Annotated in this window: 33 protein-coding genes, 2 tRNA genes and 2 pseudogenes; 18 read left to right on the top strand and 19 right to left on the bottom strand. The window is 52.9% G+C overall.

All coding sequences use genetic code 11. The annotated features are described in order from the left end of the window. Positions 1–92: 92 nt before the first annotated feature. Both trfA and F6R98_RS05875 read left to right on the top strand, forming a co-directional pair. Positions 93–932 (top strand): plasmid replication initiator TrfA, encoded by an 840-nt coding sequence (gene trfA, locus F6R98_RS05880; protein WP_194270165.1) that lies wholly within the window; start codon positions 93–95, stop codon positions 930–932. Continuing rightward, on the top strand, positions 911–1,147 hold the full coding sequence (locus F6R98_RS05875) for a hypothetical protein (RefSeq protein ID WP_153248193.1): 237 nt from the start codon (positions 911–913) through the stop codon (positions 1,145–1,147). Before trfA ends, F6R98_RS05875 begins: the two co-directional genes overlap by 22 nt. A gap of 603 nt (positions 1,148–1,750) precedes the next feature. Here the strand turns inward: F6R98_RS05875 and F6R98_RS05870 are convergent. After that, the gene (locus tag F6R98_RS05870; RefSeq protein ID WP_228125119.1) at positions 1,751–2,074 is read right to left on the bottom strand and encodes a type II toxin-antitoxin system HicB family antitoxin; all 324 of its coding nucleotides are present in this window, start codon (positions 2,072–2,074) and stop codon (positions 1,751–1,753) included. 8 nt (positions 2,075–2,082) lie between these two features. Further along, a complete protein-coding gene (locus F6R98_RS05865) occupies positions 2,083–2,337 on the bottom strand; it encodes a type II toxin-antitoxin system HicA family toxin (RefSeq protein WP_153248192.1) in 255 nt (84 codons plus the stop codon). Positions 2,338–2,702: 365 nt separating this feature from the next. On the opposite strand from F6R98_RS05865, the gene istA reads away from it, so the two are divergent. After that, a complete protein-coding gene (istA, locus tag F6R98_RS05860; RefSeq protein ID WP_153250922.1) occupies positions 2,703–4,226 on the top strand; it encodes an IS21 family transposase in 1,524 nt (507 codons plus the stop codon). Beyond that, positions 4,216–5,022 carry an IS21-like element helper ATPase IstB gene (istB, locus tag F6R98_RS05855; protein WP_153248191.1) on the top strand — a complete coding sequence of 269 codons (807 nt, stop codon included), beginning with the start codon at positions 4,216–4,218 and terminating at the stop codon, positions 5,020–5,022. Before istA ends, istB (F6R98_RS05855) begins: the two co-directional genes overlap by 11 nt. Before the next feature lie 379 nt (positions 5,023–5,401). Here istB (F6R98_RS05855) and F6R98_RS22430 read toward each other — a convergent pair whose 3' ends face one another. From F6R98_RS22430 to rplM, 4 genes are all read right to left on the bottom strand, one after another. Continuing rightward, positions 5,402–5,524, bottom strand: a complete 123-nt coding sequence (locus tag F6R98_RS22430; protein ID WP_265588136.1) for a hypothetical protein — start codon at positions 5,522–5,524, stop codon at positions 5,402–5,404. Between the two features lie 104 nt (positions 5,525–5,628). Then, positions 5,629–5,702, bottom strand: a tRNA-Gln gene (locus F6R98_RS05850). 57 nt (positions 5,703–5,759) lie between these two features. Further along, the gene (gene rpsI, locus F6R98_RS05845) at positions 5,760–6,152 is read right to left on the bottom strand and encodes a 30S ribosomal protein S9 (RefSeq protein WP_153248190.1); all 393 of its coding nucleotides are present in this window, start codon (positions 6,150–6,152) and stop codon (positions 5,760–5,762) included. A gap of 17 nt (positions 6,153–6,169) precedes the next feature. Beyond that, on the bottom strand, positions 6,170–6,598 hold the full coding sequence (gene rplM, locus F6R98_RS05840) for a 50S ribosomal protein L13 (protein ID WP_153248189.1): 429 nt from the start codon (positions 6,596–6,598) through the stop codon (positions 6,170–6,172). 176 nt (positions 6,599–6,774) lie between these two features. On the opposite strand from rplM, the gene ispG reads away from it, so the two are divergent. Continuing rightward, on the top strand, positions 6,775–7,989 hold the full coding sequence (gene ispG, locus F6R98_RS05835) for a flavodoxin-dependent (E)-4-hydroxy-3-methylbut-2-enyl-diphosphate synthase (RefSeq protein WP_153248188.1): 1,215 nt from the start codon (positions 6,775–6,777) through the stop codon (positions 7,987–7,989). Positions 7,990–8,275: 286 nt separating this feature from the next. Here the strand turns inward: ispG and F6R98_RS05830 are convergent, their stop codons facing one another. After that, positions 8,276–9,118, bottom strand: coding sequence for a PA4780 family RIO1-like protein kinase (locus F6R98_RS05830; RefSeq protein ID WP_153248187.1), 843 nt, complete (start codon positions 9,116–9,118; stop codon positions 8,276–8,278). Between the two features lie 452 nt (positions 9,119–9,570). On the opposite strand from F6R98_RS05830, the gene F6R98_RS05825 reads away from it, so the two are divergent. The 3 genes from F6R98_RS05825 to F6R98_RS05815 all read left to right on the top strand — a co-directional run bounded on the left by F6R98_RS05825 (position 9,571) and on the right by F6R98_RS05815 (position 11,427). Continuing rightward, complete coding sequence (locus F6R98_RS05825) at positions 9,571–9,777, top strand: cold-shock protein (RefSeq protein ID WP_153248186.1); 207 nt, start codon at positions 9,571–9,573, stop codon at positions 9,775–9,777. 273 nt (positions 9,778–10,050) lie between these two features. Then, positions 10,051–10,878, top strand: coding sequence for a hypothetical protein (locus F6R98_RS05820; protein ID WP_153248185.1), 828 nt, complete (start codon positions 10,051–10,053; stop codon positions 10,876–10,878). A 183-nt stretch (positions 10,879–11,061) separates the two neighbouring features. Further along, positions 11,062–11,427 carry a DUF5684 domain-containing protein gene (locus F6R98_RS05815; protein ID WP_153248184.1) on the top strand — a complete coding sequence of 122 codons (366 nt, stop codon included), beginning with the start codon at positions 11,062–11,064 and terminating at the stop codon, positions 11,425–11,427. A 53-nt stretch (positions 11,428–11,480) separates the two neighbouring features. Here F6R98_RS05815 and F6R98_RS05810 read toward each other — a convergent pair whose 3' ends face one another. After that, a complete protein-coding gene (locus tag F6R98_RS05810; RefSeq protein ID WP_153248183.1) occupies positions 11,481–11,870 on the bottom strand; it encodes an MAPEG family protein in 390 nt (129 codons plus the stop codon). A gap of 156 nt (positions 11,871–12,026) precedes the next feature. On the opposite strand from F6R98_RS05810, the gene F6R98_RS05805 reads away from it, so the two are divergent. Beyond that, a complete protein-coding gene (locus F6R98_RS05805) occupies positions 12,027–12,473 on the top strand; it encodes a winged helix-turn-helix transcriptional regulator (RefSeq protein WP_153248182.1) in 447 nt (148 codons plus the stop codon). A 79-nt stretch (positions 12,474–12,552) separates the two neighbouring features. Here the strand turns inward: F6R98_RS05805 and lplT are convergent, their stop codons facing one another. After that, positions 12,553–13,770: a lysophospholipid transporter LplT gene (lplT, locus tag F6R98_RS05800; RefSeq protein WP_153248181.1), complete on the bottom strand. Its 1,218-nt coding sequence runs from the start codon at positions 13,768–13,770 to the stop codon at positions 12,553–12,555. 254 nt (positions 13,771–14,024) lie between these two features. On the opposite strand from lplT, the gene mepA reads away from it, so the two are divergent. The 6 genes from mepA (at position 14,025) to tyrS (ending at position 21,717) form a co-directional block, all read left to right on the top strand. Further along, on the top strand, positions 14,025–14,813 hold the full coding sequence (gene mepA, locus F6R98_RS05795) for a penicillin-insensitive murein endopeptidase (protein WP_194270163.1): 789 nt from the start codon (positions 14,025–14,027) through the stop codon (positions 14,811–14,813). A gap of 86 nt (positions 14,814–14,899) precedes the next feature. Further along, positions 14,900–18,196, top strand: coding sequence for a methionine--tRNA ligase (metG, locus tag F6R98_RS21910; protein ID WP_228125118.1), 3,297 nt, complete (start codon positions 14,900–14,902; stop codon positions 18,194–18,196). Next, the gene (gene rsxA / locus F6R98_RS05775) at positions 18,196–18,777 is read left to right on the top strand and encodes an electron transport complex subunit RsxA (protein WP_153248179.1); all 582 of its coding nucleotides are present in this window, start codon (positions 18,196–18,198) and stop codon (positions 18,775–18,777) included. The genes metG and rsxA overlap by 1 nt, the downstream gene beginning before the upstream one ends. A 4-nt stretch (positions 18,778–18,781) precedes the next feature. After that, the gene (gene rsxB, locus F6R98_RS05770; RefSeq protein WP_153248178.1) at positions 18,782–19,312 is read left to right on the top strand and encodes an electron transport complex subunit RsxB; all 531 of its coding nucleotides are present in this window, start codon (positions 18,782–18,784) and stop codon (positions 19,310–19,312) included. A gap of 131 nt (positions 19,313–19,443) precedes the next feature. Continuing rightward, positions 19,444–20,214 (top strand): formylglycine-generating enzyme family protein, encoded by a 771-nt coding sequence (locus F6R98_RS05765; RefSeq protein ID WP_228125117.1) that lies wholly within the window; start codon positions 19,444–19,446, stop codon positions 20,212–20,214. A gap of 303 nt (positions 20,215–20,517) precedes the next feature. Next, positions 20,518–21,717 (top strand): tyrosine--tRNA ligase, encoded by a 1,200-nt coding sequence (tyrS, locus tag F6R98_RS05760; protein ID WP_153248177.1) that lies wholly within the window; start codon positions 20,518–20,520, stop codon positions 21,715–21,717. Between the two features lie 292 nt (positions 21,718–22,009). On the opposite strand, the gene F6R98_RS22425 is transcribed toward tyrS, so the two are convergent. Genes F6R98_RS22425 through F6R98_RS05740 form a run of 4 tightly spaced genes read right to left on the bottom strand, consistent with a single transcriptional unit; the run spans position 22,010 to position 22,987 of the window. After that, entirely contained in the window at positions 22,010–22,210 is a 201-nt protein-coding gene (locus F6R98_RS22425) for a transposase (protein ID WP_265588135.1), read from the bottom strand. After that, on the bottom strand, positions 22,207–22,488 hold the full coding sequence (locus F6R98_RS22420; RefSeq protein WP_153248175.1) for a transposase: 282 nt from the start codon (positions 22,486–22,488) through the stop codon (positions 22,207–22,209). The genes F6R98_RS22425 and F6R98_RS22420 overlap by 4 nt, the downstream gene beginning before the upstream one ends. An 8-nt stretch (positions 22,489–22,496) precedes the next feature. Beyond that, positions 22,497–22,718 (bottom strand): hypothetical protein, encoded by a 222-nt coding sequence (locus F6R98_RS05745; RefSeq protein ID WP_153248174.1) that lies wholly within the window; start codon positions 22,716–22,718, stop codon positions 22,497–22,499. After that, the gene (locus F6R98_RS05740; RefSeq protein ID WP_194270162.1) at positions 22,715–22,987 is read right to left on the bottom strand and encodes a helix-turn-helix domain-containing protein; all 273 of its coding nucleotides are present in this window, start codon (positions 22,985–22,987) and stop codon (positions 22,715–22,717) included. The genes F6R98_RS05745 and F6R98_RS05740 overlap by 4 nt, the downstream gene beginning before the upstream one ends. Positions 22,988–23,132: 145 nt before the next feature. On the opposite strand from F6R98_RS05740, the gene F6R98_RS05735 reads away from it, so the two are divergent. The 3 genes from F6R98_RS05735 to F6R98_RS21545 all read left to right on the top strand — a co-directional run bounded on the left by F6R98_RS05735 (position 23,133) and on the right by F6R98_RS21545 (position 24,048). Then, positions 23,133–23,223, top strand: a tRNA-Ser gene (locus F6R98_RS05735). Between the two features lie 161 nt (positions 23,224–23,384). Further along, positions 23,385–23,678 carry an Arm DNA-binding domain-containing protein gene (locus tag F6R98_RS22720; protein ID WP_153248172.1) on the top strand — a complete coding sequence of 98 codons (294 nt, stop codon included), beginning with the start codon at positions 23,385–23,387 and terminating at the stop codon, positions 23,676–23,678. After that, positions 23,590–24,048, top strand: a complete 459-nt coding sequence (locus tag F6R98_RS21545) for a tyrosine-type recombinase/integrase (RefSeq protein WP_228125116.1) — start codon at positions 23,590–23,592, stop codon at positions 24,046–24,048. Before F6R98_RS22720 ends, F6R98_RS21545 begins: the two co-directional genes overlap by 89 nt. Before the next feature lie 34 nt (positions 24,049–24,082). On the opposite strand, the pseudogene istB (F6R98_RS05725) reads toward F6R98_RS21545, so the two are convergent. The 6 genes and pseudogenes from istB (F6R98_RS05725) to F6R98_RS05705 form a co-directional block, all read right to left on the bottom strand. Next, positions 24,083–24,832: pseudogene (istB, locus tag F6R98_RS05725) on the bottom strand (IS21-like element helper ATPase IstB). Further along, positions 24,822–25,151: a hypothetical protein gene (locus F6R98_RS21900; RefSeq protein ID WP_228125115.1), complete on the bottom strand. Its 330-nt coding sequence runs from the start codon at positions 25,149–25,151 to the stop codon at positions 24,822–24,824. The pseudogene istB (F6R98_RS05725) and the gene F6R98_RS21900 overlap by 11 nt, the downstream one beginning before the upstream one ends. Continuing rightward, complete coding sequence (locus F6R98_RS22715; protein ID WP_407079306.1) at positions 25,148–25,396, bottom strand: Mu transposase domain-containing protein; 249 nt, start codon at positions 25,394–25,396, stop codon at positions 25,148–25,150. Before F6R98_RS22715 ends, F6R98_RS21900 begins: the two co-directional genes overlap by 4 nt. A gap of 163 nt (positions 25,397–25,559) precedes the next feature. After that, positions 25,560–26,105, bottom strand: a complete 546-nt coding sequence (locus F6R98_RS05715) for an IS3 family transposase (protein ID WP_228125224.1) — start codon at positions 26,103–26,105, stop codon at positions 25,560–25,562. Between the two features lie 37 nt (positions 26,106–26,142). After that, positions 26,143–26,367, bottom strand: a pseudogene (locus F6R98_RS22710) (IS3 family transposase); the annotation flags it as partial. Between the two features lie 59 nt (positions 26,368–26,426). Next, a complete protein-coding gene (locus tag F6R98_RS05705; RefSeq protein WP_153248169.1) occupies positions 26,427–26,744 on the bottom strand; it encodes a transposase in 318 nt (105 codons plus the stop codon). Between the last annotated feature and the right edge of the window lie 7 nt (positions 26,745–26,751).

The raw sequence follows: 26,751 nt of genomic DNA, 5'->3' as shown, positions 1-26,751 counted from the left end.
ATGATTTTGGCGACCCGCTTGCCGAGTCAGTCGAAAATTTGCGCCGGGCGATAAAGGCGCGCGAGGAACACGAGGGAAAGAGCCAGCCAGCGGTGCAGGAAGTAAAAAACACCGTCCTGCAGTTTCCCTCACCTTTTGGCGACGATACCCGCGCAGTATCGAACAAAATCGCGCGTTGTGCCTTGTTCGCCGCCGTGAAAAAGCGGCAGTTTTTCCGCGATTATGTGACCGTCGGCGAAGTCGGAGGGGTAAAGATTGAGTTTTGCGGCGAGCAGCTCAATCAAGATGATCATGACACGCTTATGCAGCTTATCTTTAGTGCAAATCACAAGCCGCTAGGCGTGGACGTTTGCGCGTCTGTCAATGCCGTTTTGAAGGGCTTGGGGCGCGATACGTACCAAGAGCAACGGCGCCAACTATTCGAGCAAATAAGCCGCCTTGTGCGCGGTACGATTCGGCTCACCTTGCCGAATATGCCGCGCTATGAGGGGCATTTGCTGGACGATGCCAGCACGCCGCAAGATCAAGCGATCCTGCCGCAATACCGCCGCCACCTTGTCTACAGATTAAACCCGAAGTTTGCGCGGTTTTTCGGTCGGATGGAAGTAACCCTGATCGACTGGCAAGACCGCCTGAAAATCAGTGGCAGAGGCTCCGAGCTTGCAAAGTGGCTGCATTTGCACATCGAGAGCCACGCCGAGCAATACTCGATGAAAGCTGAAACCATCCGCGACCGTAGCGGAAGCCAGACGAAAGAGCTTAAGCACTTCCGCGCTATATTGCGGCAAGCCCTAGACTTGCTAAAGGATGCGGGAATTATAACCGCGTGGAGCATTGACGCCGGCGACCTGGTACACATCGAGCGGATACCAAGCCCCGCCCAGATAAAACACATCGAAAAGAAAGCCAAATGCAGAAAGCCAATAAAATGAACACACCAAAACGCAAAATCATGCTGCCCAACGGACTTGAAGTGGAAATATCGAGTGATGACCTTTCGTATGGTCATTTGATTCTGTTGGAGGTGACGATTGAGATGTGTGTGGCGCGTGGGAATAACATAATCACCATTGATGACGTAGACGAAATAGCCAGTAGAGTGCGCGCTAAGGGTTATGTGCCTTGGACTTACGAGCCTATCAATTAGGTGCGGCATTTCGGCGACCGAGGTGCGGCTTTTCGACGACCGAGCGAAGCCTCAAAGTCATTGCATAATTTTGTTTTTAATGAATGTTTTAGTAAAGTGTTCGCCCCTTAAATCTATTTAAATCTATATTAAATCCGCGCGCGAGACACAGGCGGGCGAACCCGCTAAAGCGGGCCGGCTGCTATACGCTTCGCGCACCGAGCCGGGAACCGTCTCGGCCCTTCGGGTAACGCCCCCTTTCGCAAACAAAAAAGGAGCCGGGTTACGGCGCTAACGCGCCACCCGGCAACTCCCTCAAATTAAAAAGCAACGGCCAGAGCCAAAATGAGCCGCGTCAAGCCGCTTTGCGGCACGCGGCAACCCATTTGTGTTGTTCGAGAAAAAACAGCGTAGCGAGCTTATGGGAGAGAAAAAAGCGGTTGTTTAGAGGGGGAAAGTGCTTGGAGTTTGGCAGCAATGCTTGGCGATCCTCTGGCGGCGCTCGAACAGCCTTGATGTCGAGAACCGTTACGCGATGCCGCGCAGTCGCTTTATGTGGGCAACCGCCCACATACCGGCGCTGGCTTCGCCAGTGCTTTCAATATCGAAAATATTTTTTCTGTATTAAGCGCTGGCTTCCCGCCTTAGCGCTTCTGCCACCCACTGATTCAGGCTTTTGCCTTCAGCACATGCGGCATTGACTATATCGGCATGTAGATCCTCTGGAATGCGCACATTGAACTTGCCGGAAAAGGTTTTCTTCGGTGCAATGCCGCGCTCCCGGCAGGCATCCAGAAACACCCTCAAGGAAATCTCGCCTTCACGCTTCAGGTTGTCAATATCCTTGGCATAAAAATCCGCGCCACCATTCAAGCCGGTGAACTCACCCCGGAACATTTCAATCTCTGGATCGTACTGGATGACGGCACTATAGCCGTCAATGATCATTCTATTCATCATGGCGTTACCCCGTTTGCCTTTAACCACTCCCGCACGCTCGAAACCGCGCCCTTATCGGTATCTGGACGCGGATGCGGGCGATGGAACACGCGCACCTCATTAAACAAAAACACCTCGATACGTGAGCCCTCGCGCTCGCTGATTTCAGCGCCCAATTCGACGAAAAGCGCTTCGATGTCCCGCCATTGAATGTTGCCACCGACAGGGCGGGCATAGATCAGTTCGAGCGTTTTCTGGTGTTTGCGTTTCATGGGAATATAGTACCATCTGGCGGTACTATATACGGCTTCAATTTTAAAATTTGTCCAACAACCGAAGGTTTCTTGGGTAAAAAACTCTTTCCGGACCAACGCCTTGCGCGCCTAGCAATTTTGTCTAAAAACAACCTGCCGACACGATGAAGCAACGGCCACCCCGCGCGGTAGCGGGGGATCAGTGGCCGTAGGAAAAACCCATAGGGGGCGCCGTCCGGGGGTGCGGCAGCAATCCCCCAGAGGACGGGGTGTTGTCGCTGACCGAAAACTGACCCATGTAGAGGTGGTTTGCTGATTCAAAAGTGACCCAGGTGCTCTACTTGCCCTGTCCAATTTTTGGGCAGGAGATAAAGGTGATCACTATGGAAATGATAGGCAAGATACGGCGGATGTATTTACGCGACAAAATGTCGCTGCATGCGATAGCAAAGCGCACGAGCTTATCGCGCAACACGATACGCAAATGGCTAAGGGCGGAAGAGAAAGCAGTACCGCCGAAATACCGCAGGATAAAGGCGGACTGCAAGCTCAGCGCGTTTCACCCCACACTGGAACAAGCCCTCAAAGCGGATTCCCATCGCCCCAAACACAATCGGCGCACCGCCAAAAATCTGTTTGCACAAATCAGGACGGATGGTTACACGGGCGGTTACAGCCAGGTGACTGCGTTCATTCGCAACTGGCGTGCTGACTCAGGCAAGAAGCCCCACGCCTTTGTGCCGTTGAAATTTGAGTTTGGCGAAGCCTTCCAGTTTGACTGGAGCGAAGAAGGGTTGGTAATTGGAGGCATTTACCGGCGCATACAGGTATCGCACCTGAAGCTGTGCGCCAGTCGGGCATTCTGGCTGGTGGCGTATCCGGGCCAAGGGCACGAGATGCTGTTCGATGCCCATACGCGCTCCTTTGCGGCGCTGGGTGGCATTCCTCGCCGTGGCATTTACGACAACATGAAGACTGCCGTTGATCGCGTCAACAAAGGTAAGGGACGCGTGGTCAATGCGCGCTTTGCCGTGATGTGCGCGCACTACCTGTTCGATGCCGATTTCTGCAACGTGGCATCCGGCTGGGAGAAAGGCGTTGTCGAGAAGAACGTACAGGACAGTCGGCGGCGCATCTGGCTGGAAGCGCAGAACCAGCGGTTCGGTTCATTCGTCGAACTCAATGTGTGGCTGGGTGATCGCTGCCGGGCATTATGGGGCGAGCTGCACCATCCCGAGTACAAGGAGCTTAGCGTAGCCGACATGCTGGAGCAGGAGCGCGCGCACATGATGCCCATGCCGGTTCAATTTGATGGGTATGTTGAAAATCCGGCTCGTGTATCGAGCACGTGCCTGATCAATGTACAGCGCAACCACTACTCCGTGCCATGCGAGCTGGCGGGAAAGATGGTCAGCGTCCGGCTCTATCCCAATCAAGTCACCGTTGTGTCGGGTGACGCGTTTGTCGCCTGCCACGAGCGCCTGACAGAACGCGGACATGTTCGCTACGACTGGCAACACTACATCACGCTGATCGAACGCAAACCGGGAGCGCTGCGCAATGGCGCCCCGTTCGCAGACATGCCTGTACCACTCAGACAGCTCAGGCAGGGGCTGATGCGCGATCCGGGCGGAGATCGCTGCATGGCGCAGGTGCTGGCCGCCGTACCACGGGCGGGGCTTGAAGCCGTTATTGTTGCGGTGGAACTGGTCATCGAGTCCGGCGTGTTGAGTGTGGAACACGTCCTCAACGTACTGGGACGGCTGAATGCGCCGCCCCTTCCACCGAATGTGGAAACGAGTTTGCAGCTCAAGGATGTGCCGCTGGCCAATACCCGCCGATATGATGAGCTGAGGCATGACGCTGAAGCTCACCTCAATGCGGAGGAGATTGATCATGCGCTGTGATGTCACTGCTGAACTCAAGGATTTGCGGCTACATGGCATGGCCGGTGCATTGACAGACCTGATCGCACAAGGGTCTGCATCGACCGATTCGTCGAAATGGCTGATCGAACACCTGCTGCAAGCCGAAGCAACGGACCGGCACATGCGCTCAGTGAGAAACCAATTGAATGCGGCCAGGTTTCCGGTACATCGCGACCTGGCCAGATTCGACTTCGCCGCCTCCAAGGCTGATCGGCCGCTGGTAGAGCAATTGGCAACGCTATCATTCACCGAGACAGCGCAGAACGTGGTGCTTATCGGCGGGCCCGGGACAGGCAAGACGCATTTGGCGACCGCCATCGCGGTGTCGGGTATCACCACGCAGAGTAAGCGGGCGCGATTCTATTCGACGGTCGATCTGGTCAATGCACTCGAACGCGAGAAACAGGATGGCCGTGCCGGGCGAATCGCCGCATCGTTGATGCGCATGGATGTGCTCATACTCGACGAGCTTGGCTATCTGCCGTTCAGCCAAACGGGAGGAGCCTTGCTGTTTCACCTGCTCTCGAAACTGTATGAGCACACCAGTGTGATCATCACGACGAACCTGAGCTTCTCGGAATGGTCGGGTGTATTCGGTGATGCCAAGATGACGACGGCGTTGCTGGATCGGCTGACGCATCACTGCCACATTGTTGAAACCGGGAATGAGTCATACCGGTTTCAGCACAGCAGCATGGCCGCGAAGGCCCGCATCAAATCGAGAGAGCAAGCACGAAGAGGAGGCAAAAACGCAGCAGTAGAAGAGCCGTTCTAACCAGGCACGCGCGGGGAGTTCACTACGGTCTCCAAACTTCGTGAACTTCCCACGCATCTAAAAACTTCAAATCAACAATCTGGTAGACTTATCCACAGTTGCTGCAACACAAAACAGCAACAGGTCCTGGGTCAAAATTCAATCAGCACTCTGGGGCATTATTCAATCAGCGTTAACAACATAAGCGAAGGATTGCTGTCTACATTCGCTCACAGACCCACGAACTCCATGAACGGCAACAACCTGGACGGGAGCACATGCGTCCGCGATCAATAGCGCCGGTATCGAGGACTATCACATACACGACCACCCGGCACACGGCCAGCACGGAGCTACGCAACCATGGGCATCACCCGGAAGTAGTGGAGACCGCTTTGAGTCACGCCATACCCGGCTGGCCGGTACTTATTCCCACGCGCAATGCAAAAAGCAGCGTATCGCCATGCTGCAACAGTGGGCCGATTTTCTCGATGACGTCATGAGCGAGAAAACCGTTATTCATGCGACATTTCGCAAGGTGTCATAACCTGATTTAGGCTCAATATACGCATGAATCCATGCAGACAATAAAAAGCCCTGCGATTTCTCGCAAGGCTTTACTTGTGTTGGCTGGGGAACAAGGATTCGAACCTCAGTTGACGGAGTCAGAGTCCGTAGTCCTACCGCTAGACGATTCCCCAATTAACTATAGACCACAGACCGCCACTGCCGATAGCAGCGGTCTGCTTTGCAAGCGATTAACGCTTCGAGTACTGCGGACGTCTTCTTGCTTTATGCAAGCCGACTTTTTTACGTTCAACTTCACGCGCATCGCGAGTCACGTAACCGGCCTTGCGCAATGCGGGGCGCAACGCTTCGTCGAAATCCATCAAGGCGCGGGTCAGGCCATGGCGAATAGCGCCTGCCTGTCCGGATGGACCACCGCCGACGACTTTAACGTCAATGTCGAATTTATTCGACACTTCAAGCAATTCGAGGGGCTGTCTGACGATCATGCGATCGGTTTTGCGTCCGAAATAAACTTCGAGCGGCTTGTTGTTTATAACAATCTGTCCGGTGCCGGACTTCGTGTAAACACGCGCGATTGCGCTTTTGCGACGCCCCGTGCCGTAATTTTGAGTAGCTGCCATGATAACATCCGACTTGGTTAAATTTCCAGCAACTGCGGCTGCTGGGCCTGATGCCCATGCTCGATACCGGCATAGACTTTCAGCTTCTTGAACATAGCCCGCCCCAGAGGGTTTTTGGGCAGCATACCTTTCACGGCGGTCTGGATGATCCGTTCGGGATGCGTCCCGCGCAGTTTGCCCAGACTGACGGATTTCATGTTTCCGATGTAGCCGGTATGCTTGTAATAAATCTTGTCCTGCTCCTTATTGCCTGTCACACGGACTTTCTCGGCATTGATTACGATAATGTAATCGCCGGTATCTACGTGCGGAGTATACACGGCCTTGTGCTTACCGCGAAGGCGACGCGCAATCTCGGTAGAGAGGCGGCCGAGTGTTTTGCCGTCGGCGTCGATCACGTACCAGTCGCGTTTTACTTCAGCAGGTTTTGCGCTAAAGGTCTTCATTTGTTCACGCTCCAGAAATATGGCGTTCTTCTAAAAACCGTGCATTTTACATGAGCTCTTCGGACAAAACAAGCTGAATGTGCATAAAACCCGTATCTACTTACGGAGCAGTGCCGTCTGCTCCCATCCCTGATAGAATAACGCGAAATTCACTCATTGTTTAGGGCTATCGATCCATGAAGCGAAAAAATACTATCGGCGTCCAGGTTGGGAATATCCGGATCGGCGGCGGCGGCCCGGTCGTCGTGCAGTCGATGACCAATACCGATACTGCCGATATCAAGGGTACCGTTCAACAGGTTTATGAGCTGGCTCGCGCAGGTTCTGAGCTGGTGCGGCTGACCGTCGACAGAGAAGAATCAGCAGAGGCGGTGGCGCATATTCGCGATCAGCTCGCCACGCGCGGCTGCGATGTGCCGTTGATAGGCGATTTTCATTTCAACGGCCACAAGCTGCTGGAAAAATACCCTGACTGCGCGCAAGCGCTGAGCAAGTACCGCATCAATCCCGGCAATGTCGGAAAAGGCTCCAAGCGCGATCCCCAGTTTGCGCAAATGATCGAATTCGCGTGCCGCTACGAAAAGCCGGTGCGCATCGGCGTCAACTGGGGCAGTCTGGATCAGAGCGTGCTGGCGCGCCTGCTTGATGAAAACGCCACGTTGAGCGAACCCAGGCCTTTGCAGGAAGTCATGCGCGAAGCGGTAATTACCTCGGCGCTGGAAAGTGCGGAAAAGGCGGTGGAGCTGGGGCTGCCGCGTAACCGCATCGTGCTGTCGTGCAAGATGAGCGGCGTGCAGGAGTTGATTCATGTCTACGAGTCGATGTCCTCGCGCACCGATTTCGCGCTGCACCTGGGATTGACCGAAGCCGGCATGGGTTCGAAGGGCATAGTCGCTTCTACTGCAGCTCTGTCGGTGCTGCTCAGCCAGGGTATCGGCGACACCATCCGTATTTCGCTGACGCCGGAGCCGGGCGCGGACCGTATACTCGAAGTTATCGTCGCCCAGGAAATTCTGCAAACCATGGGCATACGCGCGTTTACTCCGATGGTTATTTCCTGCCCCGGCTGCGGACGCACCACCAGCGATTATTTCCAGAAACTGGCGCAAAATATCCAGTCGCATCTGCGCCACCAGATGCCGTCCTGGAAACAGCGTTACAAGGGCGTCGAAGACATGCATGTCGCGGTGATGGGGTGCGTTGTCAATGGTCCCGGCGAAAGCAAGAACGCCAATATCGGCATCAGTTTGCCCGGCACCGGGGAGCAGCCGGTAGCACCCGTGTTCGAGGACGGCGTAAAGACGGTTACCTTGAAGGGCGACCGCATTGCCGAAGAGTTTCAGGAGATAGTGGAGCGCTATGTGGAATCGCATTACGGCGCGCAGGCATAGGTTCGTTTTTTAAACCTTCCCGTTCTCCGTGAGCGAGTCGAACGCCGGTTTATGTGTCTTCGGCTCGTTCAGGTCGAACGGCCTTTCCTGGTAATTTGATGGAGCCAACAGCCAGCCTCGGATGTTAAACCTGTACGGGGTTGGCCCAAGGATTCGGCCAGCAAGATCTTTCCTTGTCCGTTTTGTGCTGAGCACCGTCCGGCGCAGCTGAATTTTGGTAGGAGCGTTCTAAAGCCCGCTCCCACGGGAATAGGCGACGGTAGCTGACCTGGTTTTAAGCCGCTCGTCAGCCTCGCTCATATCGCAAGCGTTCTTCGTTTTCCTTGCGCGCGGCATCAATTGCGCGCATGACGCCGCGTACATCGGCCGGTTTGTCATGGGATATGAAGCGGCCGGTCAGCTCGGTTTCAGGATGAAGTTCGCCGCTCTTGTAGAGCCGCCACATTTCCTTGCCGTATTGCGTGGTTAAAAGCTCGGGGGCAAAACGACCGAAATAGGCCGCCATGTTGTCGACGTCCCGCTCAAGCATCATGGCCGCGTTGTTGTTGCCTGCGGCGTCGACCGCTTGCGGCAGATCGATGATGACTGGCCCATCGCCGCCGAGCAGAACATTGTATTCCGACAAATCGCCATGGACTATGCCGTCGCAAAGCATGAGCACGATCTGTGCAATGATTTTTCGGTGATATTCGCGCGCCTGCTCAGCCGTCAAATCAACATCGTTTAGCCTTGGGGCCGCATTGCCCTCATCGTCGGTCACCAGTTCCATCAGCAATACGCCGCCAAAAAAACCGTAGGGCTGAGGGACGCGCACGCCGGCGGCGGCAAGGCGGTACAAGGCGTCCACCTCGGCGTTCTGCCAGGCGTCCTCCTGCTCCTGCCGCCCATAGCGGCTTCCTTTTTCGATTGCGCGCGCCCTCCGGCTGCTTCGCACCTTGCGTCCTTCCTGATAGAGAACGCTCTGGCGGAAACCGCGCTTGTTGGATTCTTTGTACACCTTGGCGCAACGGATTTCGCCATTGCAGCGCACTACATAAACAGAGGCCTCCTTGCCGCTCTTGAGCGAACGAACGACTTCATCTATGAGACCGTCATGCACCAGCGGTGCGATCTGTTTCGGCGTCTTCATAAGCAGGTCTTTTGCGCTACGGACGGCGCAGGGGGGAAATTATTCGGCATAAACTCACTACTGGATTCTGATGTTCCATTCTATATCAAGAACGGCTGTAAGACATTTCCGGAAGAGGGGAGGTTCCGTAATGCCGGACCTCCACTGCCGGCCAGGCGCTCGTTTATCTAAATCGGCACGCTATGATATTCGTGATGCGACGTTTATGTGCGGGAGTAAAAAGAAAGCCGACGCTTCGATAAAAAGCTTGCGGTAGAAGTGTTTTTCCCGTATCTTAGTCACTGGTGTATAGAAATCCGCGCCTAGCATGTCAGTGTAGTTTTTGTTCATATAAGAATCGTTCCTGCTTCAACTGTCCGCTTTTCGTAATACCCGCCCGTACTTTCAGTATATCCATAATGGAATATTGGAATCTTTGCGCACTCAGCGCGTTTTATAAAGTATTAATAATCATGTCACAACAAAATGGAACCGTTAAATGGTTCAACGAAAGCAAAGGCTTCGGCTTCATCCAGCACGATAACGGCAGTGACTTGTTCGTGCACTTCCGTTCCATCGTCGGTCAAGGTTACAAAACCCTGGCTGAAGGTCAACGCGTCAGCTTTGACGAAGTGAAAGGCCAGAAAGGCCTGCAAGCCGAAAACGTGACCGTTGTTTAATTAACGCCACTGGCTTAACCCGCTCATCGCAAAAGCAGGCAGTTCAAAGCGCCTGCTTTTTGCTCATACCGTATTTATTATTCCCCCAGGCCAGAACAGGCCGGCCTTCACTGCCAGTTGACGCACTGCAATACAAAGTGTGCATGTCGGTATATTATAAGCGCCTTCATTTTATTCGCTTGAGTAAGTTGGCTCGTCACCAACTCCGGCGGTACGGTCGTCGTCAACGGCACATCAATAAATCCACAAACCAGTCCCGAAGTGAGCCTAGCCATGAAAACAATCCGTTATCTTTCAGTTCTCTTCCCCCTACTGTTGGTTGGAGCAAACACCAGGGCGGACAGTACGCTGGAGTATCTCGCCGACGCCAATAAAAGTGCAGGTCGCCAAACCCACTCGGTACTTATCAAGAGCGGCAAAATTCTGATCCAGGCGGCAGAGGGCAGTACGCAATACAATCTGCTCTATCAAAGCGCGCCGGAAACGCTTTTTATCATCGATCACAAAAAACGTTCTGTTCAGACCTTGAACGAACAACAGATCAACAGTATGGCGAAAACCAGCGAGACAGTTCAGCCTTTATTGCAGGGATTTAGTAAACAACTGGCCCAACTGGACCCGCAGCAACGTGCCAAATGGCAGCAGATGCTGGGAAACTCGGTATCCCTGGATAAAATCAGCGAAGCGGCAAAACCGCCTAAAAGCGCTTCCCTGCTCGATACCGGCAAAAAGCGAACTGTCTCGGGAATCAGCTGCAAACAGATCAACGTGCTTACCGACAACGTTCCCAGCGCGGAGTTGTGCCTGGCCAGTCAGGGCAATCTGCATATGAATGATAATGATTACGCAACGTTCAAGTCTTTATTTAATTTCGCCGATAAGGTTGTGACCTCTTCCCGCGGGTTGGCGAGTCAATTTGGCGTAAATATTCCCAGCTTCTCGCTGACCGATATTGACGGTATACCTGTTGCGATAAACGATCTGAATAAAAACGGCAACGGCAATATCTCTCTGCAGCGCTTGAGCGGCGCGGCCATAGCGGATGAGAAGATGCAGGTTCCGCAAGATTATAAATCGGAAGCATTTGCGCTTTTCAAATAAAACGTGTAACTTTCGAGTGCCGCCCGGCCCGCATCGCAGAATATGTCGGCGGCGGAAAAGTGTTGGCTCTATAATCCCATTCGTTTTCTGTGCCATGTCACTGACAGATTAAAGAGGAGGTCATATGGGCTTCATGGATATGTTGGATATGTTCTGACAGGTGCATTATTCGGAGGGGGGCATATGGGCTTCATTGGATTTATTCTGGCAATAGTTGCTTTCGCCGGTGCGTGGCAAGTGTTTGTCAAAGCGGGGCGGGAAGGTTGGGAAGCGGTCATTCCGGTCTATAATCTTTACGTGCTGACCGTCATCGCAGCCCAGCCGTGGTGGCTGCTTATTCTTTGCCTGATACCGGTGGTAAACTTCATTGCGCTGGGTTTTCTGTACTGGAAACTGGCTGAACGCTTCGGCCAGATTTGGCCGTTCGCAATCGGTTTGTTGCTGGTGCCGTTCGTGTTCTATCCCCTGCTGGGTTTTGGCGACGCCAGGTACATAAGACCGTCGCCGTCGCCGGAAGACCCGCGCTTTTTGGATCGCGGTTTCCAGTAGCCTTACTTATCCGACAGGAAGCGCTGGTAGAAACAGCGCTTCCTGCTGCAACCTTACCAAATACTTCTGAACAATAAACTCAACGAGCCGGTAATCACTACCGCGAAGGTCAGCATCATTCCCGCCTTCCTGGGCGCCATCGGCGATTCGGCGGTCGCAATACCCTTGATATGCAGAATCCTTGCGGCTATCAGGGAGACTCCCAGCGCATGTATCAGCCACATTGAAGCGCCAGCCAGCTCGTTGAGCAGCATTAGCAGCAAGGCAAATGGCACATATTCTGCAAAATTACCATGAATGCGTATGGCGCGGGTTAACAGTTCGTGCCCCCCATCCCCTACCGATACTTTCAGTTTCATTCGTAACGTAATGACGCGCATGCTGAGAAAAACAAACAACAAACCCAGTAACGCTGCGTAGAATCCCGTATATTTCGATGCCATTTTTACTCCTGAGCAGTTAAGTTCAATGGTTGTGTATACTTTTTGAATTGCACATAGGCTATTTTAACAAGTGGACTTCATTATACATGGCTTGCAATTTGCAAGCAGTATAATGGATAGGTTGCATTTTACAATCGTTATAACCAGGTTTCATCTATGAAAACAAAGAAACACAACGCCCTACGCTCGGGCTGCCCCGTTAATGTCGTGCTGGAAACGCTGGGGGACGCCTGGTCGTTTTTGATTGTGCGCGATCTGCTGTTCAGGGAACGTAAAACCTTTAACGAGTTTCTGCATGCCGAAGAGAAAATCGCCACCAATATTCTGTCGAACCGGCTGCAGCGTTTGGAAGCTGCCGGTATCGTTTCGAAACAGCGCGACTCGGACGATACCCGCCGCTATATTTACCGGCTGACGGAAAAAGGCATCGATCTCGCACCGTTACTGGTGGAGATGGTGGTATGGGCGACAAAACACGAAAAAACGGCTATGCCTCCTGCATTGGTGCAGCAGATTACCGGGAACCGGGAGGCATACATCGCAGATATACGAAGACGCCGGCAATGCGAGTTGCCGGCGTCTTGCTGTCCGGACAGCAGGTAAAAACGCCAATGAAAAGGCGAAGTTGCGGCTACATCTTTAAGTTGACCTTCATCGGCTATAAAAGCGCCGGCCGGCATGATCATGCACCGCTTTTTACATCCCGATAGCGCAGCCAGGCCAAAAATGCCAGACTCAGCAATATGAAAAGTCCCAGGCCCAAGCCGGTGCCCACCGGCGTAACGCCTTCATCGACTGCCGCGGTATAAACGCCCAGCATGACCAGCATGGCGATGTTTTCGAACAGATTTTGAACCGCAACGGTATTGCCGGAACCGATGCTGTGCTGTCCTCGAAACTGTAGCAGCGCGTTCAACGGCACGACGAAAGCCCCACCGCATAAACCGATTAAAATCACATAAAAACTGACGGTACCCAGCGAATGCGACAGTACCGCTCCCATGACCAGCGGGCCAAGCAATAAGCCTGGCAACATGGAACGGTTCACGGTTTTAAGATGAATAAACACCGACGCCAGACTGGCGCCTACGGCAACGCCGACGGCCACCAGCGCATTCAGGCCCGCTGCGGTCTGATTGTCCATAATACCCAGGGCAAAGGGTACCCACGAAACCAGCAATATCCTCAGTGTCGCGCCTATACCCCAAAAAATACTGGTCGCAACCAGGGAAAATCTGGCGTCGGCGTCCCCGACCAAGGTACGGCCCAGCACGAGAAATTGCTTCAACAGGTTCCAGGCATGCAGACGCGCCCTGGCATGCGGCGCGGGGATGACCGGAATCGCGAAATTTACGGCAAACGCCGCGACATAACAGCCGATTACCAACGTAAACGCCAACGGAACCGAATGATCGACTACCCAGCCGCCTCCGGCAACACCGGTTAAAATCGCGACTATGGTCGAACCTTCCATCAAACTATTGGCTTTTACCAGGTATTCCGGCGCAACCAGCTCGCAAAGTATGCCGTACTTGGCCGGTGAATAAAGCGCGGCCCCCAGTCCGACGACGCCGTAACTCACCAGCGGGTTGGCACCAAGCAGTAAACAGCCCGCGCCGATCAACTTGAGCATGTTGGCGACCATCATGACATGGCTCTTGGGCCAGGAGTCGGCAATATGGCCGACATAGGGCGAGACCACTACGAAAACCAGTACGAAACTGATTTGCAGCAGCGGAATCCAGTCTTCGGGACGATGCTGGGTTCGCATCAGCGCTATCGCAACAAACAACAGGGCATTATCGGCCAACGCCGATAAAAATTGCGCGGTCATAACCGCAGAGAGTGAGCGTTGTGGCAAAATAGTGTCCTCTATTGCGTCCGTTTTATATTTATTCATATCTATATCAACATACGTTGATGAAGAGGAAGCGAGTTGAGCTTCGGTACAGGATTTACTGCGTGGCTTGAGTCTACCGACACGCTGCCGCGTGTCTCTGCAAACTTGTCTCGCTTTCGACTGTTTCGGTCATGATACAAAAGCGCTTGCTGAATAGTTACTTTTATTCTATCTCTTGCAGAAACCCGAGGGCCTCCATGCAAGCTTTGCGATCCTACTGCAAAATTATGACAGGCCTGCTATTAATTGGCAGCATGAATATCGCCGTGGCCAATCCGTGGCCCGCCCAATCGCATCCCAGCGACAGCCCTCCTCATGCCATCGGACAAGTCGGCAACGGTTGTATTGCCGGGGCGGAACGGCTGACCGCCGACGGTACCGGTTACCGGATCATGAATGCGCACCGCAATCGTTACTATGGGCATCCGCACCTGATACGCGTGCTGCAGGATATCGGCGTCTTCGTTCACCAACGCGGGTACGGACGGCTGCAAATCGGCGATATGAGCCAGCCCAGGGGTGGCCCGATGCCCTCCGGCCATCGCAGCCACCAGAACGGACTCGACGCGGATGTCTGGTTCGAACTGGAAACGCCGCATCGCCAACTGCATAAAGCGGGTAGGGAATACGCCCATTCGGGCGCTCCTTCCATGCTAACCAGGGACAGGGATGGACTCGATCTTGACTTGTGGTCGGATTCGCATCGTGAAATACTCAAAAAGGCGGCTTCCATTCCACAGGTCGATCGTATTTTTGTCAATCCGCATATCAAGCTTGACCTGTGCCGTCACGCACAAGGGCCGCGCGCCTGGCTGCAAAAAATCCGCCCGTGGTACGGACATAACGAACATTTTCATCTGCGCATTACTTGTCCTTCCGGCAGTTCGCTATGCGAACAGCAGGACTCGCTGCCCGCCGGTGACGGATGCGACGACGAGGCGCTCGACTGGTGGCTGCAGCAGCCCTTACCGCCGTCGGCTCCGCAACCGGTACCCGAAAAAAACATGCCGGCAGAGTGCCGTTCGCTTTTATATGCAAACTGAGAATCATGAAAAGCTTGTTTGGTAATATTCACGGCCAATTTACCGACGACCATCGTCGCTTCCATATCCGTAAAGTGTAGGCGGCATTGAACGCAATCTTCAACAACCTCACGCAATCCAAAATCACGAAAACATTGGAGTGGGCCTATAATACCGCCGTCAATGGTCTGCCGGGACTCGATTCCGCCGAGGAAATGGCTCTGCATTACCTGAAATCCAATGCTCCGTTGCGCGATAAAGTCAACGCGTTGATACGTTGGCAGAGTACCAAGGCCGCAACCAGCGGGTTTATTAACGGACTGGGCGGCATTTTGACGATGCCGGTCACCATACCGGCCGAGTTTGCCGGCGTGATGTATATCCAGATTCGCATGATCGCCGCCATCGCCTATATGGGGGGACACGATATCAAGGACGACCGGGTCAAAACCCTGATTTACGCCTGTTTGTGCGGAAATGCGACCAATGATATCGTTAAAAGCGCCGGCATCAGGGCAGGAACCCATATAACTGGGCGTATCATGCAAAAAATAACCGGACAGCTGGTCGTCAATATTTCAAAAAGTATTCCGTTTATCGGCGGCATTGTCGGCGGCGCGATTGACAGCGTCACCACCGGCGCCATAGGCAATATCGCAAAACAAACCTTTATTTCCTCATCAAAGCCGATGCAAAAAAATAATATGACCAGAAATCTGCTGGTTACCAGCGCCCTGCCTTATGCCAACGGCTCCATCCACCTCGGTCATCTGGTGGAGTACATTCAGACCGATATCTGGGTACGCTTCCAGAAAATGCAGGGGCATACGGTGCATTATGTCTGCGCCGACGACACCCACGGCACTCCGATCATGCTGCGTGCCGAAAAGGAAGGCATCAGTCCGGAAGCGCTGATTGCTCGCGTACACGGCGAGCATTTGCGCGATTTTACCGGCTTTCATATCGGCTTCGATAATTATTACTCGACGCACGCCGACGAGACGCGACAGTTCGCCGGCCAAATCTATACACGGTTGCGCGAACATGGCCTGATTGCATCTCGCTCAATCGAACAATATTATGACCCGGTCAAGGCCATGTTCCTGCCGGATCGTTTCATAAAGGGCGAATGTCCCAAATGCCGCGCCAAGGATCAGTATGGAGACTCCTGCGAGGTCTGCGGCGCGACATATGCGCCAACCGATTTGATCAACCCCTATTCCGCGGTCTCCGGCGCTGCGCCGGAACGCAAGGAGTCGCTGCATTATTTCTTCCAGCTAGGAGAATGCGCCGGATTTCTGAAGGAATGGACGCGTTCCGGCGCGCTGCAGGCCGAGGCCGCCAACAAACTGGATGAATGGCTGGACGGAGAGCTGTCCGACTGGGATATATCGCGCGATGCGCCCTATTTCGGCTTCGAAATCCCCGATGCGCCCGGTAAGTTTTTCTACGTCTGGCTTGATGCGCCGGTCGGCTACATGGGCAGCTTCAAGAATCTGTGCGACAAAGCAGGGCTGGATTTTGATGCGTACTGGAAGCCGGATTCCACTGCCGAACTCTACCATTTCATCGGCAAGGACATTCTGTATTTCCATGCGCTGTTCTGGCCCGCCATGCTGAAAAATGCCGGTTTCCGCACGCCTACGAAAATATTTGCGCACGGTTTTCTGACCGTTAACGGCGAGAAAATGTCGAAATCGCGCGGCACTTTCATCACCGCGCAAAGCTTTCTCGACGCAGGCCTGAACCCCGAATGGCTGCGCTATTACTATGCCTGCAAGCTTAACGGCTCCATGGAGGACATCGACCTCAACCTGGAGGATTTCGTCGCGCGCGTCAACTCTGACTTGGTGGGAAAATATATCAATATTGCCAGCCGTACTGCGGGGTTTGTCAGTAAGCACTTTGGTGGGCGTCTGGCGAATATTGAACAGGGAAATATTAAGGCGGTATTTGATGCATATAGACAAATCATCGCAAACGGCAATGTTTGCTCGATATTTGCGACTGGGAGAGGTATTTATACCTCCGATGAATTTAGCAGATTAGGGGGAATCGTACCGCTCCTAGGTCATTCATCCCCTCATGATGATATAGCACAAATATTTGCCGTTTTTCTCGAAATAGGGCAACGCGTTGCATCTGCTTATGAAGAACGCAATTATGCGAAAGCAATGCGTGAAATTATGCAATGTGCAGACATCGCCAACCAATACGTGGCGAATGAAAAACCATGGGAGCTTGCAAAACAGGCGGGACAAGAGGAAAAACTGCAGGAAGTCTGTACTGTCGCAATCAATTTGTTCAGGCTTTTGACGGTATATCTCAAACCAATACTACCCAAACTTACCGAATCAGTAGAGCACTTCCTAAAACTAAAGTCTTTCACTTGGAATGCTACAACAAGCTTATTACCTGCAGAACATCAAATTGGATCCTATCAACATCTGATGACGCGCATAGACCCCAAACAAGTCGAAGCCATGATAGCCGCCAATAAAGAAAGCATCCCACCCCCTCTCCCTTCGGGACCAATCCGCCAGGCGCGGATTGGGTCGAGCGTAGCTCGCCCGCAGGGTTCCGGGCAGGATAGCCCGGAAACAATGGGGCAAGGGGTGAGGGTAAAGCCTGAAACAGCACGCAAGCCCAAACTTCCAACCGCACTACTCGAATACGCCCGCGAAATGCGCAAAACCCAAACCGACGCCGAAACCCTGTTATGGTCGCTGCTTCGAGACAGGCGAATTGCAAATACCAAATTTCGCCGTCAACACCCTATAGATTGCGGCAAGTACGGTCGCTTTATTCTCGACTTTTATTGCCATGAGCAACACTTGGGAATTGAGTTGGATGGCAGCCAGCACCAAGCGCAGGTTTCATACGATATGAACCGTACTCGCGCTCTGGCGGAACAGGGCGTTCGATTGCTTCGGTTCTGGAATAATGAGGTTTTGCAACAAACAGATGTCGTGCTGGAAACCATTTGGCAGGCAGTGCAGCCCTCATCCGACCCTGCGGGCCACCTTCTCCCGGAGGGAGAAGGAAAAAAATCACAAGCGACGGCAGAATCAGAATTCATTTCCATAGACGATTTCAGCAAAGTCGATCTGCGCATAGCTAGGATTGTCAATGCCGAACATGTCGAAGGCGCCGACAAATTAATCAGACTGACGCTGGACATCGGAGAAGAACAAACGCGCAACGTTTTCGCCGGCATTAAATCGGCCTACCCACCCGAACAACTGATCGGACGATTGACTGTTATGGTTGCCAACCTTGCACCGCGCAAGATGAAATTCGGTTTATCAGAAGGTATGGTGCTGGCCGCCGGCGACGGTAAAACGCCGGGACTGTTTATTTTGTCTCCCGACTCCGGCGCGCAACCGGGCATGAAGGTAAAATAGTGAAAGAATACCTGTTAATCCTGGTCAGCACGTTGCTGGTCAACAACTTTGTGTTGGTCAAGTTTCTAGGTCTATGCCCGTTCATGGGGGTATCGCGCAAACAGGAAACTGCGATCGGCATGGGCTTTGCGACTATCTTTGTCCTGACGCTGTCGTCGGTTACCAGCTATCTGGCCAACCAATACCTGCTGGTGCCGATGGGAGTGGAGTATTTGCGCACCATCACCTTCATCGTCGTGATTGCCGTGGTAGTCCAGTTCACGGAAATGGCGGTGCAAAAAACCAGTCCGCTTCTGCATCAGCTGCTGGGCATTTTTCTGCCGCTGATTACCACCAATTGCGCTGTGCTGGGCGTTGCACTGCTTAACGTGCAATCGCAGCATGGTTTTATGCAGTCGGTGGTTTATGGCTTCGGCGCGGCGAGCGGGTTCACGCTCGTATTGGTGCTGTTTGCCGCAGTCAGGGAGCGTGTGGATGCCGCCGACGTGCCTGCGCCATTCAAAGGCAATTCGATCGGGCTGATTACAGCGGGTTTGGCATCCATGGCTTTCATGGGCTTTTCCGGGCTGGTGAAAGGCTAGGCTCATGCTGGCGGTACTGCTTGTTTGTGCGTTGTTTGCCGGATTCGGACTTATCCTCGGCTATTCGGCCAAGCGCTTCAAAGTTGAAGGCGACCCGCTGGTCGATAAAATTGACGCGCTGCTTCCGCAGACGCAATGCGGCCAGTGCGGCTATCCGGGTTGTAAGCCGTATGCCGTCGCTATCGCCTGCGGCGAAGCGGAAATCAACCAGTGTCCTCCCGGCGGCGAAGCCGGAGTAAAAGCGCTGGCCGAACTGCTGGGCGTGGAAACCAGGCCGTTGAACGAGGAGAAGGAGCGTGCAGCTGCTGGTTCCGTCGCTTTTATCGACGAAGCCAAATGCATAGGCTGCACCTTGTGCATACAGGCTTGTCCGGTCGATGCGATACTCGGCGCGCCCAAACGGATGCATACCGTTATCGCCTCGGAATGCACCGGCTGCGAACTATGTATAGCGCCTTGCCCGGTCGACTGTATCGACATGCGCGCGCCGGAAACCAGCTTGATTAACTGGAGCTGGCCCAAACCAGGAAAATAAAAGCATCGGCCAGGCACTTGCTGTTTTACTCGAAATATCACAACAATCTTGAAGATTGGCCGATGGTGTTTCATTTTTGCCTGAAACAACGCACAATCAACGCCTCCAAACCAAGCGATGGTACGAAATCCATGAGACTTTTATATGGTTTAGTAAAACTGGCCTTGTTAATGGTCGTGATTTGGCCTCTTTCCGTCTACGCCGTACAACCCGACGATCTGTCGCTGGATCAGCAACCCTCTATCATTGAGGAAAATCCGTGCCTGGACTCTCAGACCTGTTATACCGCCCCTGACGGTGTAGTCTGGTGCAAGAAAAAACCCAATTCCGATACCGATAAAAGTTTTCGGGATTGCCCCCATTGTCCGGAGATGGTGCATCTTCCATCCCGCATATCCATTGGTAAATACGAAGTCACGCAGGGGCAATGGCGAGCCATTGCGGGAAACAACCCGTCGCAATTTACCGGCTGCGATAACTGCCCGGTTGAACAGGTGAGCTGGGACGAAGTTCAGGAGTATATCAAGCGGCTTAACCAGAGTACCGGTAAACATTATCGGCTTCCAACAGAAAAAGAATGGAACATGGCCTGTCAGAGCGGAAGCCGTCACAAATATTGCGGCTCCGACAATATAGATGCGGTTGCCTGGCATGAAGGGAATTCCGGTGGACGCACTCATCAGGTTGGAGGAAAACAAGCCAACGCTTTTGGAGTATACGATATGAGCGGCAATGTTGCGGAGTGGACTACCGGTTGTTGCAACAAGGATTGTTCTTGCCGTACCTTTCTTGGTGGCGCCTGGGACAGTCAGGAGCCTAACGTGCGTGGGGATGCAAAAGCAGGTTTCGGTGCGATGGCCAAGCTTTTGGCCGTTGGTTTTCGGCTGATCCGCGATAATTGATTTAAAACTGAAGAAACTTGGCAAAGCTTATACAGTACCAACGAGTTTGTTGTTTGAAGAGTTGGGGGTGAGGTTGGCGAGATCGGTTATGCAGGTGCCGTAGTCGATAACTTCTTCACATGCAGGCACGGAGCCACAGCGCGGGCAGGTTTACGGAGGAGTAGCAAAAAGTATAGGGCCGACAGGCTTCTGCGTGTGTCTCGACAGCCTCTCCTCGCCTCCTCTGTGCCAGCGTACTCCGAATAATACTAAGTTTATGATAGAATGTAGCTTTAATCCTACAAACACACGGATTCTTGCTCAATGTCTGTAAATTCATCCCTTGCGCTGTTGCAGCGAGGCGTGCAGGAGATTTTGCCTGTCGGCGAATTGGAAAAAAAACTGCAAAGCGGGCGACCCCTGCGCATAAAAGCCGGATTCGACCCGACCGCGCCGGATTTGCATCTGGGGCATACGGTTTTATTAAACAAACTCCGCCAGTTTCAGGACCTGGGGCATGAAACCATTTTTCTGATCGGTGATTTTACCGGCTTGATCGGTGACCCTACCGGTAAAAGCGTGACGCGTAAGCCCTTGTCGCAAGAGGCAGTACTTGAGAATGCCAAAACCTACGAGACGCAAATTTTCAGAATACTCGATCCGGAAAAAACGCGCGTGATGTTCAATTCGAGCTGGATGAACCAGTTGTCGCCAGCCGAGTTTATCCAGCTTGCAGCCAAGCATACGGTGGCGCGCATGCTGGAGCGCGAAGATTTCACCCAGCGTTACAAGAACGGTCAGGCGATTGCGATACACGAGTTTTTATATCCGCTGGTACAGGGATACGATTCCGTTGTGCTCAAGGCGGATGTGGAGTTGGGCGGCACCGATCAAAAATTCAACCTGCTGGTCGGGCGGCAACTGCAGGAGGCTTATGGACAGCCACCGCAGGTGGTGATGACCTTGCCTTTACTGGAAGGGCTGGACGGTGTCCAGAAAATGTCGAAATCGCTGGGCAACTACATAGGCATCGCCGAAACATGCGATGAAATGTTCGGCAAGATCATGTCTGTATCAGATGTGCTGATGTGGCGTTATCTGGAGTTGCTGAGTTTTACCCCGATTGAAGAAATCAACCGTTGGAAACAGGCGTGCGAGGAAGGCGCCAACCCGCGCGATGTCAAAGTCCGGTTGGGGCAGGAGCTGGTTGCGCGTTTTCATGGCGCGGCAGCGGCAAAAGCCGCGCTGGAAAACTTCGAGGCGCGTTTCAGTCGAGGACTGGTGCCGGAAGATATCATCGAGCAAGTACGGCAAACACCCGAAGGCGGCTATCCGATTGCTAATTTGTTGCTGGATCTTGGATTGACGTCGAGTACGTCGGAATCGATACGCTTGATTAAACAGGGCGCTGTGCGTTTCGACGGCGAAAAAATCGCCGATCCCAGATTGAAAGTGCAAAAGGGCGGTCCTGTCATCGTTCAAGTCGGTAAGCTCAAGATTGCCCGCGTGACGCTGACTGTGTGATAAGATCGTGCAACACTTTGTTTTTATGACCGTATCCATATGGAAAAAATGAAGAAGAAGGTGCTGAAGCAATAATACGCTGCCAGCTCTATGCAGCGGAGGTAGCTTTTGCCGCTCGAATCGAGTGGTGAAGAATGATAGAAAAATGATTCCGTATCGACGCGGTCGTTTGTTTGTAATTGACAATCAAATCGACACGATACTCGCCGGATTCTATTTTCTATAAGTGATCGTGTATAACCTATGTGGAACATTGTGCCGAAGTCATTCAGAAGCACCTGAACATTCTGAATCAACGTATCCCGTGTCCAGGAAGTGAAGTTACGCCAATGGTATTTGGCATGCTTCCGCAAAGTATTTCGATCAAATTCAGTTCCGGGCTATAGGGCGGCAGATACAAAAGAACGAGCCGGTGATCAACCAGCCAGCGGTCGGTGATTTCCTGCTCGATAGAGTGATGTATCGAAGCGTTATCCATCCACACAAAAGTCACAACTCCTGTGCAGAAGATTCAGCCAGCCGATCAAGAAAGTTGATGACATGCTCACGCCGGATAGTATGGTCACAGACATCAAAATACAGGATTCCCTGTGCATAATTCAGCGCGCCCATCACGTTTGCGCGTTTATGTCCGACACGCGCATCGGCGCAATGAGGCTTCCCCAAAGGCGACCAACTGCGTTGAACAGAGGGTAGACAGGAAAATCCCGCTTCATCGAAATAAAACAACTCGACCTTGCCATTGTGAGCATCGCGCTGAGTTTTCCCCATCGCTTCCTTCACCTGCTGAAACCGGGCTTCATCTCGTTTTTTTTCAATGACAGCCTATTCCGCTCGAAAGAAAGCCCTCCGGCTTTCAGCCCCACCGCGAGACGATCCAAACTGAAGCTGGACGCATCGGGAAAGCGTTCCGCTATGCGAACAGCAATCTTCGCCAAGGTAAGCGGTTCCTGGCAGGCTATTTTTGCGGCGACATCCAGCATTTCCTGGGTTAACTTCACCGCTGGCCCGCCTTGTGTCCGCCCAGAATACCGGCAATGCCTTTCTCTCGCCAACCTTTGGCCCAGTTGTATATCGGTTGATTGCTGACATGCAAAAATCCGCAAATATCGACGACACTCCGTCCCGCGTTCAACGCCGGCAATCCCAACGCACGCCGACGAAAATCGGGATAGTGAGGGTGTTTTGCGAGCTGTTCCAAGGTTTCGATCTCTTCTATCGTCAGCGGCTGGCCGGGCAGGTTTCGTTTTTGTATGTTGCGCTTCTTCATTCGGGCTTCTTGCTGTGGATGTCGCCAGCAACACCAGAAAGTTCCACTCCAGTAATACATGACATTTTATATGCGATTGCTCTGCACGAACCATGTAAAGTAATAGCGCTTGCATGTCTATCCTGTTATAATATAAGGCTGAGTTGGAGAGATGTCCGAGCGGTTTAAGGAGCACGCCTGGAAAGTGTGTATACGTTAATAGCGTATCGAGGGTTCGAATCCCTCTCTCTCCGCCACCGGTTAGTACGAGCAAGTGCCATAAAGTCCGCAAACCCGCATCGCAGCGGGTTTTTTTGTGTCTAGTTAGTGCTAGCGAGTGCGCATAGGTGCGTTGACATCCGGCTATATTGGGGGTAAGTCTGGGGGTAACTAAGGTCTTGAAAAGCGAGTTACCCCTATGCCCTTAACTGATGCCAAGATTCGAAACACGACGGCCCAAGACAAACGACTCAAATTGTCTGATGGCGGAGGGCTGTATTTATTGGTTATGCCATCGGGAGTTAAATGGTGGCGGCTAAAATTTCGAGTTAACGGTAAAGAAAAGCTTCTTTCGCTCGGGGTATACCCAGAAGTCAGTCTCAAAGATGCTAGGAATAAACGCGATGCGGCTCGTAAGCTTCTGGCCGATGGAGGGGGACCCCAGTGCCAAACGAGCAGCGGAAAAAGCATCTGGAGGCGAGAATACGTTTAAGGCGGTAGCGCTGGAGTTTCTCGCTTCGAACAAGTCTCGCTGGTCTACAAGTCATTACAGGCATATCGATGAATGTTTCACACGCGACGTATTCCCGTGGCTGGGAGATACCCTTATCGATGAGGTTAAGGCGCCGGGCATACTGAAGACGCTGCGTCGTATCGTTGACCGCGGTGCTTTGGAAACTGCGGCCAGAACAAAGCAGTTCATCGGACAAGCGTTCCGCTGGGCGGTAGCTCACGGAAGGGCAGAGTCAGACCCAACTGGAGCATTGAAAGGTGCTTTGCCAACCCCAAAAAAATCCCACTTCGCTGCTATAACCGATCCAATCGCGCTGACTTGTCAACCGGCTTCGAAAAGTTTCCACTAATGGGCGTGGAAAAGTTTCCAGTTAGCGCTTAGGGTTATTGGTTTAGATTGGCCTTTTTCCGTTGCTTGAATCGGTAGGAGTCATTACCGGTTTCCAGGATGTCGCAATGATGCGTGATACGGTCCAGCAGCGCCGTGGTCATCTTCTCGTCGTCAAACACCTGTATCCATTCGCCAAAGCTGAGGTTGGTGGTGATGATCAGCGAGGTTTTCTCATAAAGATGACTGATCAAATGGAACAGTAAGGCGCCGCCTGATGCAGGGAAAGGTAAATAACCCAGCTCATCAAGGATGACGGCATCCATGAGTTGGAGTCGCCTGGCCAGGTTACCCGTTTTACCTTGCTGTTTTTCCTTGTCGAGCTGATTGACCAGATCAACGGCATTGTAGAAACGGATGCGTTTACCTTGATGGATGGCGGCGATGCCGATGGCGGTAGCCAAGTGAGTTTTGCCGGTGCCGGTTCCGCCGATGAGGATCAGGTTGTAGGCTTGCGCCATGAATTGGCCTGAGGCTAATTGCTCAATGCGCTGTTACGCCAAAGGCGTTTCGTTCCAATCAAAGCGCAACAAATCGCGATGAATAGGAAAACGGGCCGCCTTAAGCTGATCATTCAGGCTGCGGGCTTGCCGATCGGTTTGTTCGGCGGCAATCAGCTTGTCGAGCCAGACTTCCGGCATGACCGGCTTCTGCCGGCTGGCGTATTCGGCCAGCCATTCGTTCCATGCGGCAGCCATGCCAAATAGGTGCAAAGCTTTCAGTTGAACCGTGCGATCAATGGACATGATTGACGCTCCGCAAGCTGTCGTAGCGACTACAGTCGGCCATGGGTTCGACGGTTAATGCCAGTGTTGCCACGCTCGTTTCCGGCAAAGCGGCGGGACGTGCGGCTTCGGTGAGCCGGCGCATTTCATTGAGGACAATGGCCGAACTGACAATACCGGTTTGCAAGGTCAGGTCGCAAGCCACTTCCAAGGCATCCAAGCCGTTATCGCCCAAGGTTCCAGCCATCAACAGCAGCTCGACAAAGGCCCGGTCGCCTTTATCCTGTTTCAGTGCGCGATCACGCACCACCTTGATGGGGACCGGCAAATCCCACGTCACAAATGGCGCTCCATGACGCAGCGCCCCGGTTTTTTCTCTAACACCGGCAAATAATGCCAGGGATCGCAGATCAACTGGTCGCGCCCAAAGTGCCTTGGGTGGTCGGCAATGATTTGACCGTCCGCCACCATGCGTATGCGATTCGCGGTGGTACGAACGGATACTGCTTGATTGGCCCACTGCGCTGGGACGCTGTAGCGATTACGTTCAATACGGATCAGGCATTGGCTGCTAACGCGGCGCATCTGTTCCACATAACCATCAAACACGGCTTTGACTGGCATCAGCAGGGGTTGCTCTTCAGCAAAGCAATCCGCAATGGTGCGTGAGGTTTGCTCAGGATGCGCTCTTGCCGTCAGCTCCCTGCATCGTTGGGTATGTAATGGTCAACAAAAACCGGACACCTGTTCAGGCAGCGTTTCGATAAAATTCCCGCTCGAATTCGAGAGGGGTCTGATAACCCAATATTGAGTGTGAACGACGGCCATTATAAAAAGCCAAATAATCGATCACACTCAGTTTTGCGGCCTCTTGGGTCTTGAATTTTTCGTAGTTGAGCTGCTCATGCTTCAAGCTGCGAAAAAAGCGTTCGGTCGGCGAGTTGTCCCAACAGTTCCCTTTACGGCTCATACTCTGTTCCATCTTCATCACTTCTAAATGCCGGCGATATTCCCGGCTCGCATACTGGCTGCCACGATCCGAGTGATGATGCAACAGACCGGGTGGCGGCTTACGGCGCCAGAAGGCCATTTGCAAGGCCTTGACGCACAGCGAGGTCCGCATGTGATCATCAATCGCCCAGCCTACGACTTGCCGGGAAAACAGATCGATGACCACCGCGACATAAAGCCAGCCTTGCAGGGTCCACACGTAGGTAATATCTGTCGTCCATACTCGATTGGGCTTGGCAACCTGGAATTGCCGATCGAACCGGTTGGGTGAGAGCCTCGTTATGGTTACTATCGGTGGTGACCTTGACTCGCCTGGGATAGCGAACCTTCAACTTTAAATCTCGCATGATGCGCCGCGTTTTAAAACGCCCAACGGCATGACCTTGTTTTTGCAATCGATCCGCTAAACGACGCGAACCAAAGCACTGTTTATTGTCGATGAAAATCTGCCTCGCATTTTCGGCAAGCTTTTGATCTTGTTGATCCTTATCGCTGTCCTGCGGGGCTTTTAACCACTCATAATATGCGCTGCTACTCACCTGCATCACTCGGCAGAGCACGGTCACTGGATACGTCTTCTGTTGCGCCTGAATAAACCCGTACTTTATTCGGCTTCTTTCGCAAAGAAGACTGCGGCCTTTTTTAAGATTTCACGCTCCATGCGTAATTGTTCAATTTCCTTACGCAAACGAATCAATTCATCGTGATCCCCCAGATTCAAGCCTGGCTTTTTCGTCGCAGACTCATTGCCGGAAGGCTTGCGTTCCGCCCGGACCCAGCGTCCCAGGGCACTTAATGATATGCCCAAATGATCGGCAGCCTGGTTCAGGCTGTAGCCTTTTTCAAGAACCAGCTTGGCGGCATCCTGCTTGAATTCCAGACTGTATTTGGGGCGCTTGTATTTTGTCTCGTTTGTCTTCATGCTCACC

Origin of the sequence: Candidatus Methylospira mobilis (assembly GCF_009498235.1) — a bacterium.
Taxonomy (GTDB): Bacteria; Pseudomonadota; Gammaproteobacteria; order Methylococcales; family Methylococcaceae; genus Methylospira; species Methylospira mobilis.
Note: the sequence above shows the minus strand (reverse complement) of the source record. Positions and strands in the feature narration are given on the sequence as shown.

Bases quoted from the DNA above. Each gene is read 5' to 3' on its own strand.
- F6R98_RS05825 (WP_153248186.1), top strand. From the start codon at position 9,571: ATGTCACAACAAAATGGAACCGTTAAATGGTTCAACGAAAGCAAAGGC.
- F6R98_RS05705 (WP_153248169.1), bottom strand. From the start codon at position 26,744: ATGAAGACAAACGAGACAAAATACAAGCGCCCCAAATACAGTCTGGAA.
- istB (WP_153248191.1), top strand. From the start codon at position 4,216: ATGCGCTGTGATGTCACTGCTGAACTCAAGGATTTGCGGCTACATGGC.
- F6R98_RS05870 (WP_228125119.1), bottom strand. From the start codon at position 2,074: ATGATCATTGACGGCTATAGTGCCGTCATCCAGTACGATCCAGAGATT.
- lplT (WP_153248181.1), bottom strand. From the start codon at position 13,770: ATGAATAAATATAAAACGGACGCAATAGAGGACACTATTTTGCCACAA.
- F6R98_RS22420 (WP_153248175.1), bottom strand. From the start codon at position 22,488: ATGGGGAAAACTCAGCGCGATGCTCACAATGGCAAGGTCGAGTTGTTT.
- rsxB (WP_153248178.1), top strand. From the start codon at position 18,782: ATGCTGGCGGTACTGCTTGTTTGTGCGTTGTTTGCCGGATTCGGACTT.
- tyrS (WP_153248177.1), top strand. From the start codon at position 20,518: ATGTCTGTAAATTCATCCCTTGCGCTGTTGCAGCGAGGCGTGCAGGAG.
- F6R98_RS05805 (WP_153248182.1), top strand. From the start codon at position 12,027: ATGAAAACAAAGAAACACAACGCCCTACGCTCGGGCTGCCCCGTTAAT.
- F6R98_RS22720 (WP_153248172.1), top strand. From the start codon at position 23,385: ATGCCCTTAACTGATGCCAAGATTCGAAACACGACGGCCCAAGACAAA.
- F6R98_RS05815 (WP_153248184.1), top strand. From the start codon at position 11,062: ATGGGCTTCATTGGATTTATTCTGGCAATAGTTGCTTTCGCCGGTGCG.
- rpsI (WP_153248190.1), bottom strand. From the start codon at position 6,152: ATGGCAGCTACTCAAAATTACGGCACGGGGCGTCGCAAAAGCGCAATC.
- F6R98_RS05820 (WP_153248185.1), top strand. From the start codon at position 10,051: ATGAAAACAATCCGTTATCTTTCAGTTCTCTTCCCCCTACTGTTGGTT.
- F6R98_RS05865 (WP_153248192.1), bottom strand. From the start codon at position 2,337: ATGAAACGCAAACACCAGAAAACGCTCGAACTGATCTATGCCCGCCCT.
- rplM (WP_153248189.1), bottom strand. From the start codon at position 6,598: ATGAAGACCTTTAGCGCAAAACCTGCTGAAGTAAAACGCGACTGGTAC.
- F6R98_RS05740 (WP_194270162.1), bottom strand. From the start codon at position 22,987: ATGAAGAAGCGCAACATACAAAAACGAAACCTGCCCGGCCAGCCGCTG.
- mepA (WP_194270163.1), top strand. From the start codon at position 14,025: ATGAATATCGCCGTGGCCAATCCGTGGCCCGCCCAATCGCATCCCAGC.
- F6R98_RS22430 (WP_265588136.1), bottom strand. From the start codon at position 5,524: ATGAATAACGGTTTTCTCGCTCATGACGTCATCGAGAAAATCGGCCCA.
- F6R98_RS05765 (WP_228125117.1), top strand. From the start codon at position 19,444: ATGAGACTTTTATATGGTTTAGTAAAACTGGCCTTGTTAATGGTCGTG.
- F6R98_RS05830 (WP_153248187.1), bottom strand. From the start codon at position 9,118: ATGAAGACGCCGAAACAGATCGCACCGCTGGTGCATGACGGTCTCATA.
- F6R98_RS22715 (WP_407079306.1), bottom strand. From the start codon at position 25,396: ATGCGCCGCGTTAGCAGCCAATGCCTGATCCGTATTGAACGTAATCGC.
- F6R98_RS05875 (WP_153248193.1), top strand. From the start codon at position 911: ATGCAGAAAGCCAATAAAATGAACACACCAAAACGCAAAATCATGCTG.
- F6R98_RS21545 (WP_228125116.1), top strand. From the start codon at position 23,590: ATGCGGCTCGTAAGCTTCTGGCCGATGGAGGGGGACCCCAGTGCCAAA.
- ispG (WP_153248188.1), top strand. From the start codon at position 6,775: ATGAAGCGAAAAAATACTATCGGCGTCCAGGTTGGGAATATCCGGATC.
- F6R98_RS05810 (WP_153248183.1), bottom strand. From the start codon at position 11,870: ATGGCATCGAAATATACGGGATTCTACGCAGCGTTACTGGGTTTGTTG.
- istA (WP_153250922.1), top strand. From the start codon at position 2,703: ATGGAAATGATAGGCAAGATACGGCGGATGTATTTACGCGACAAAATG.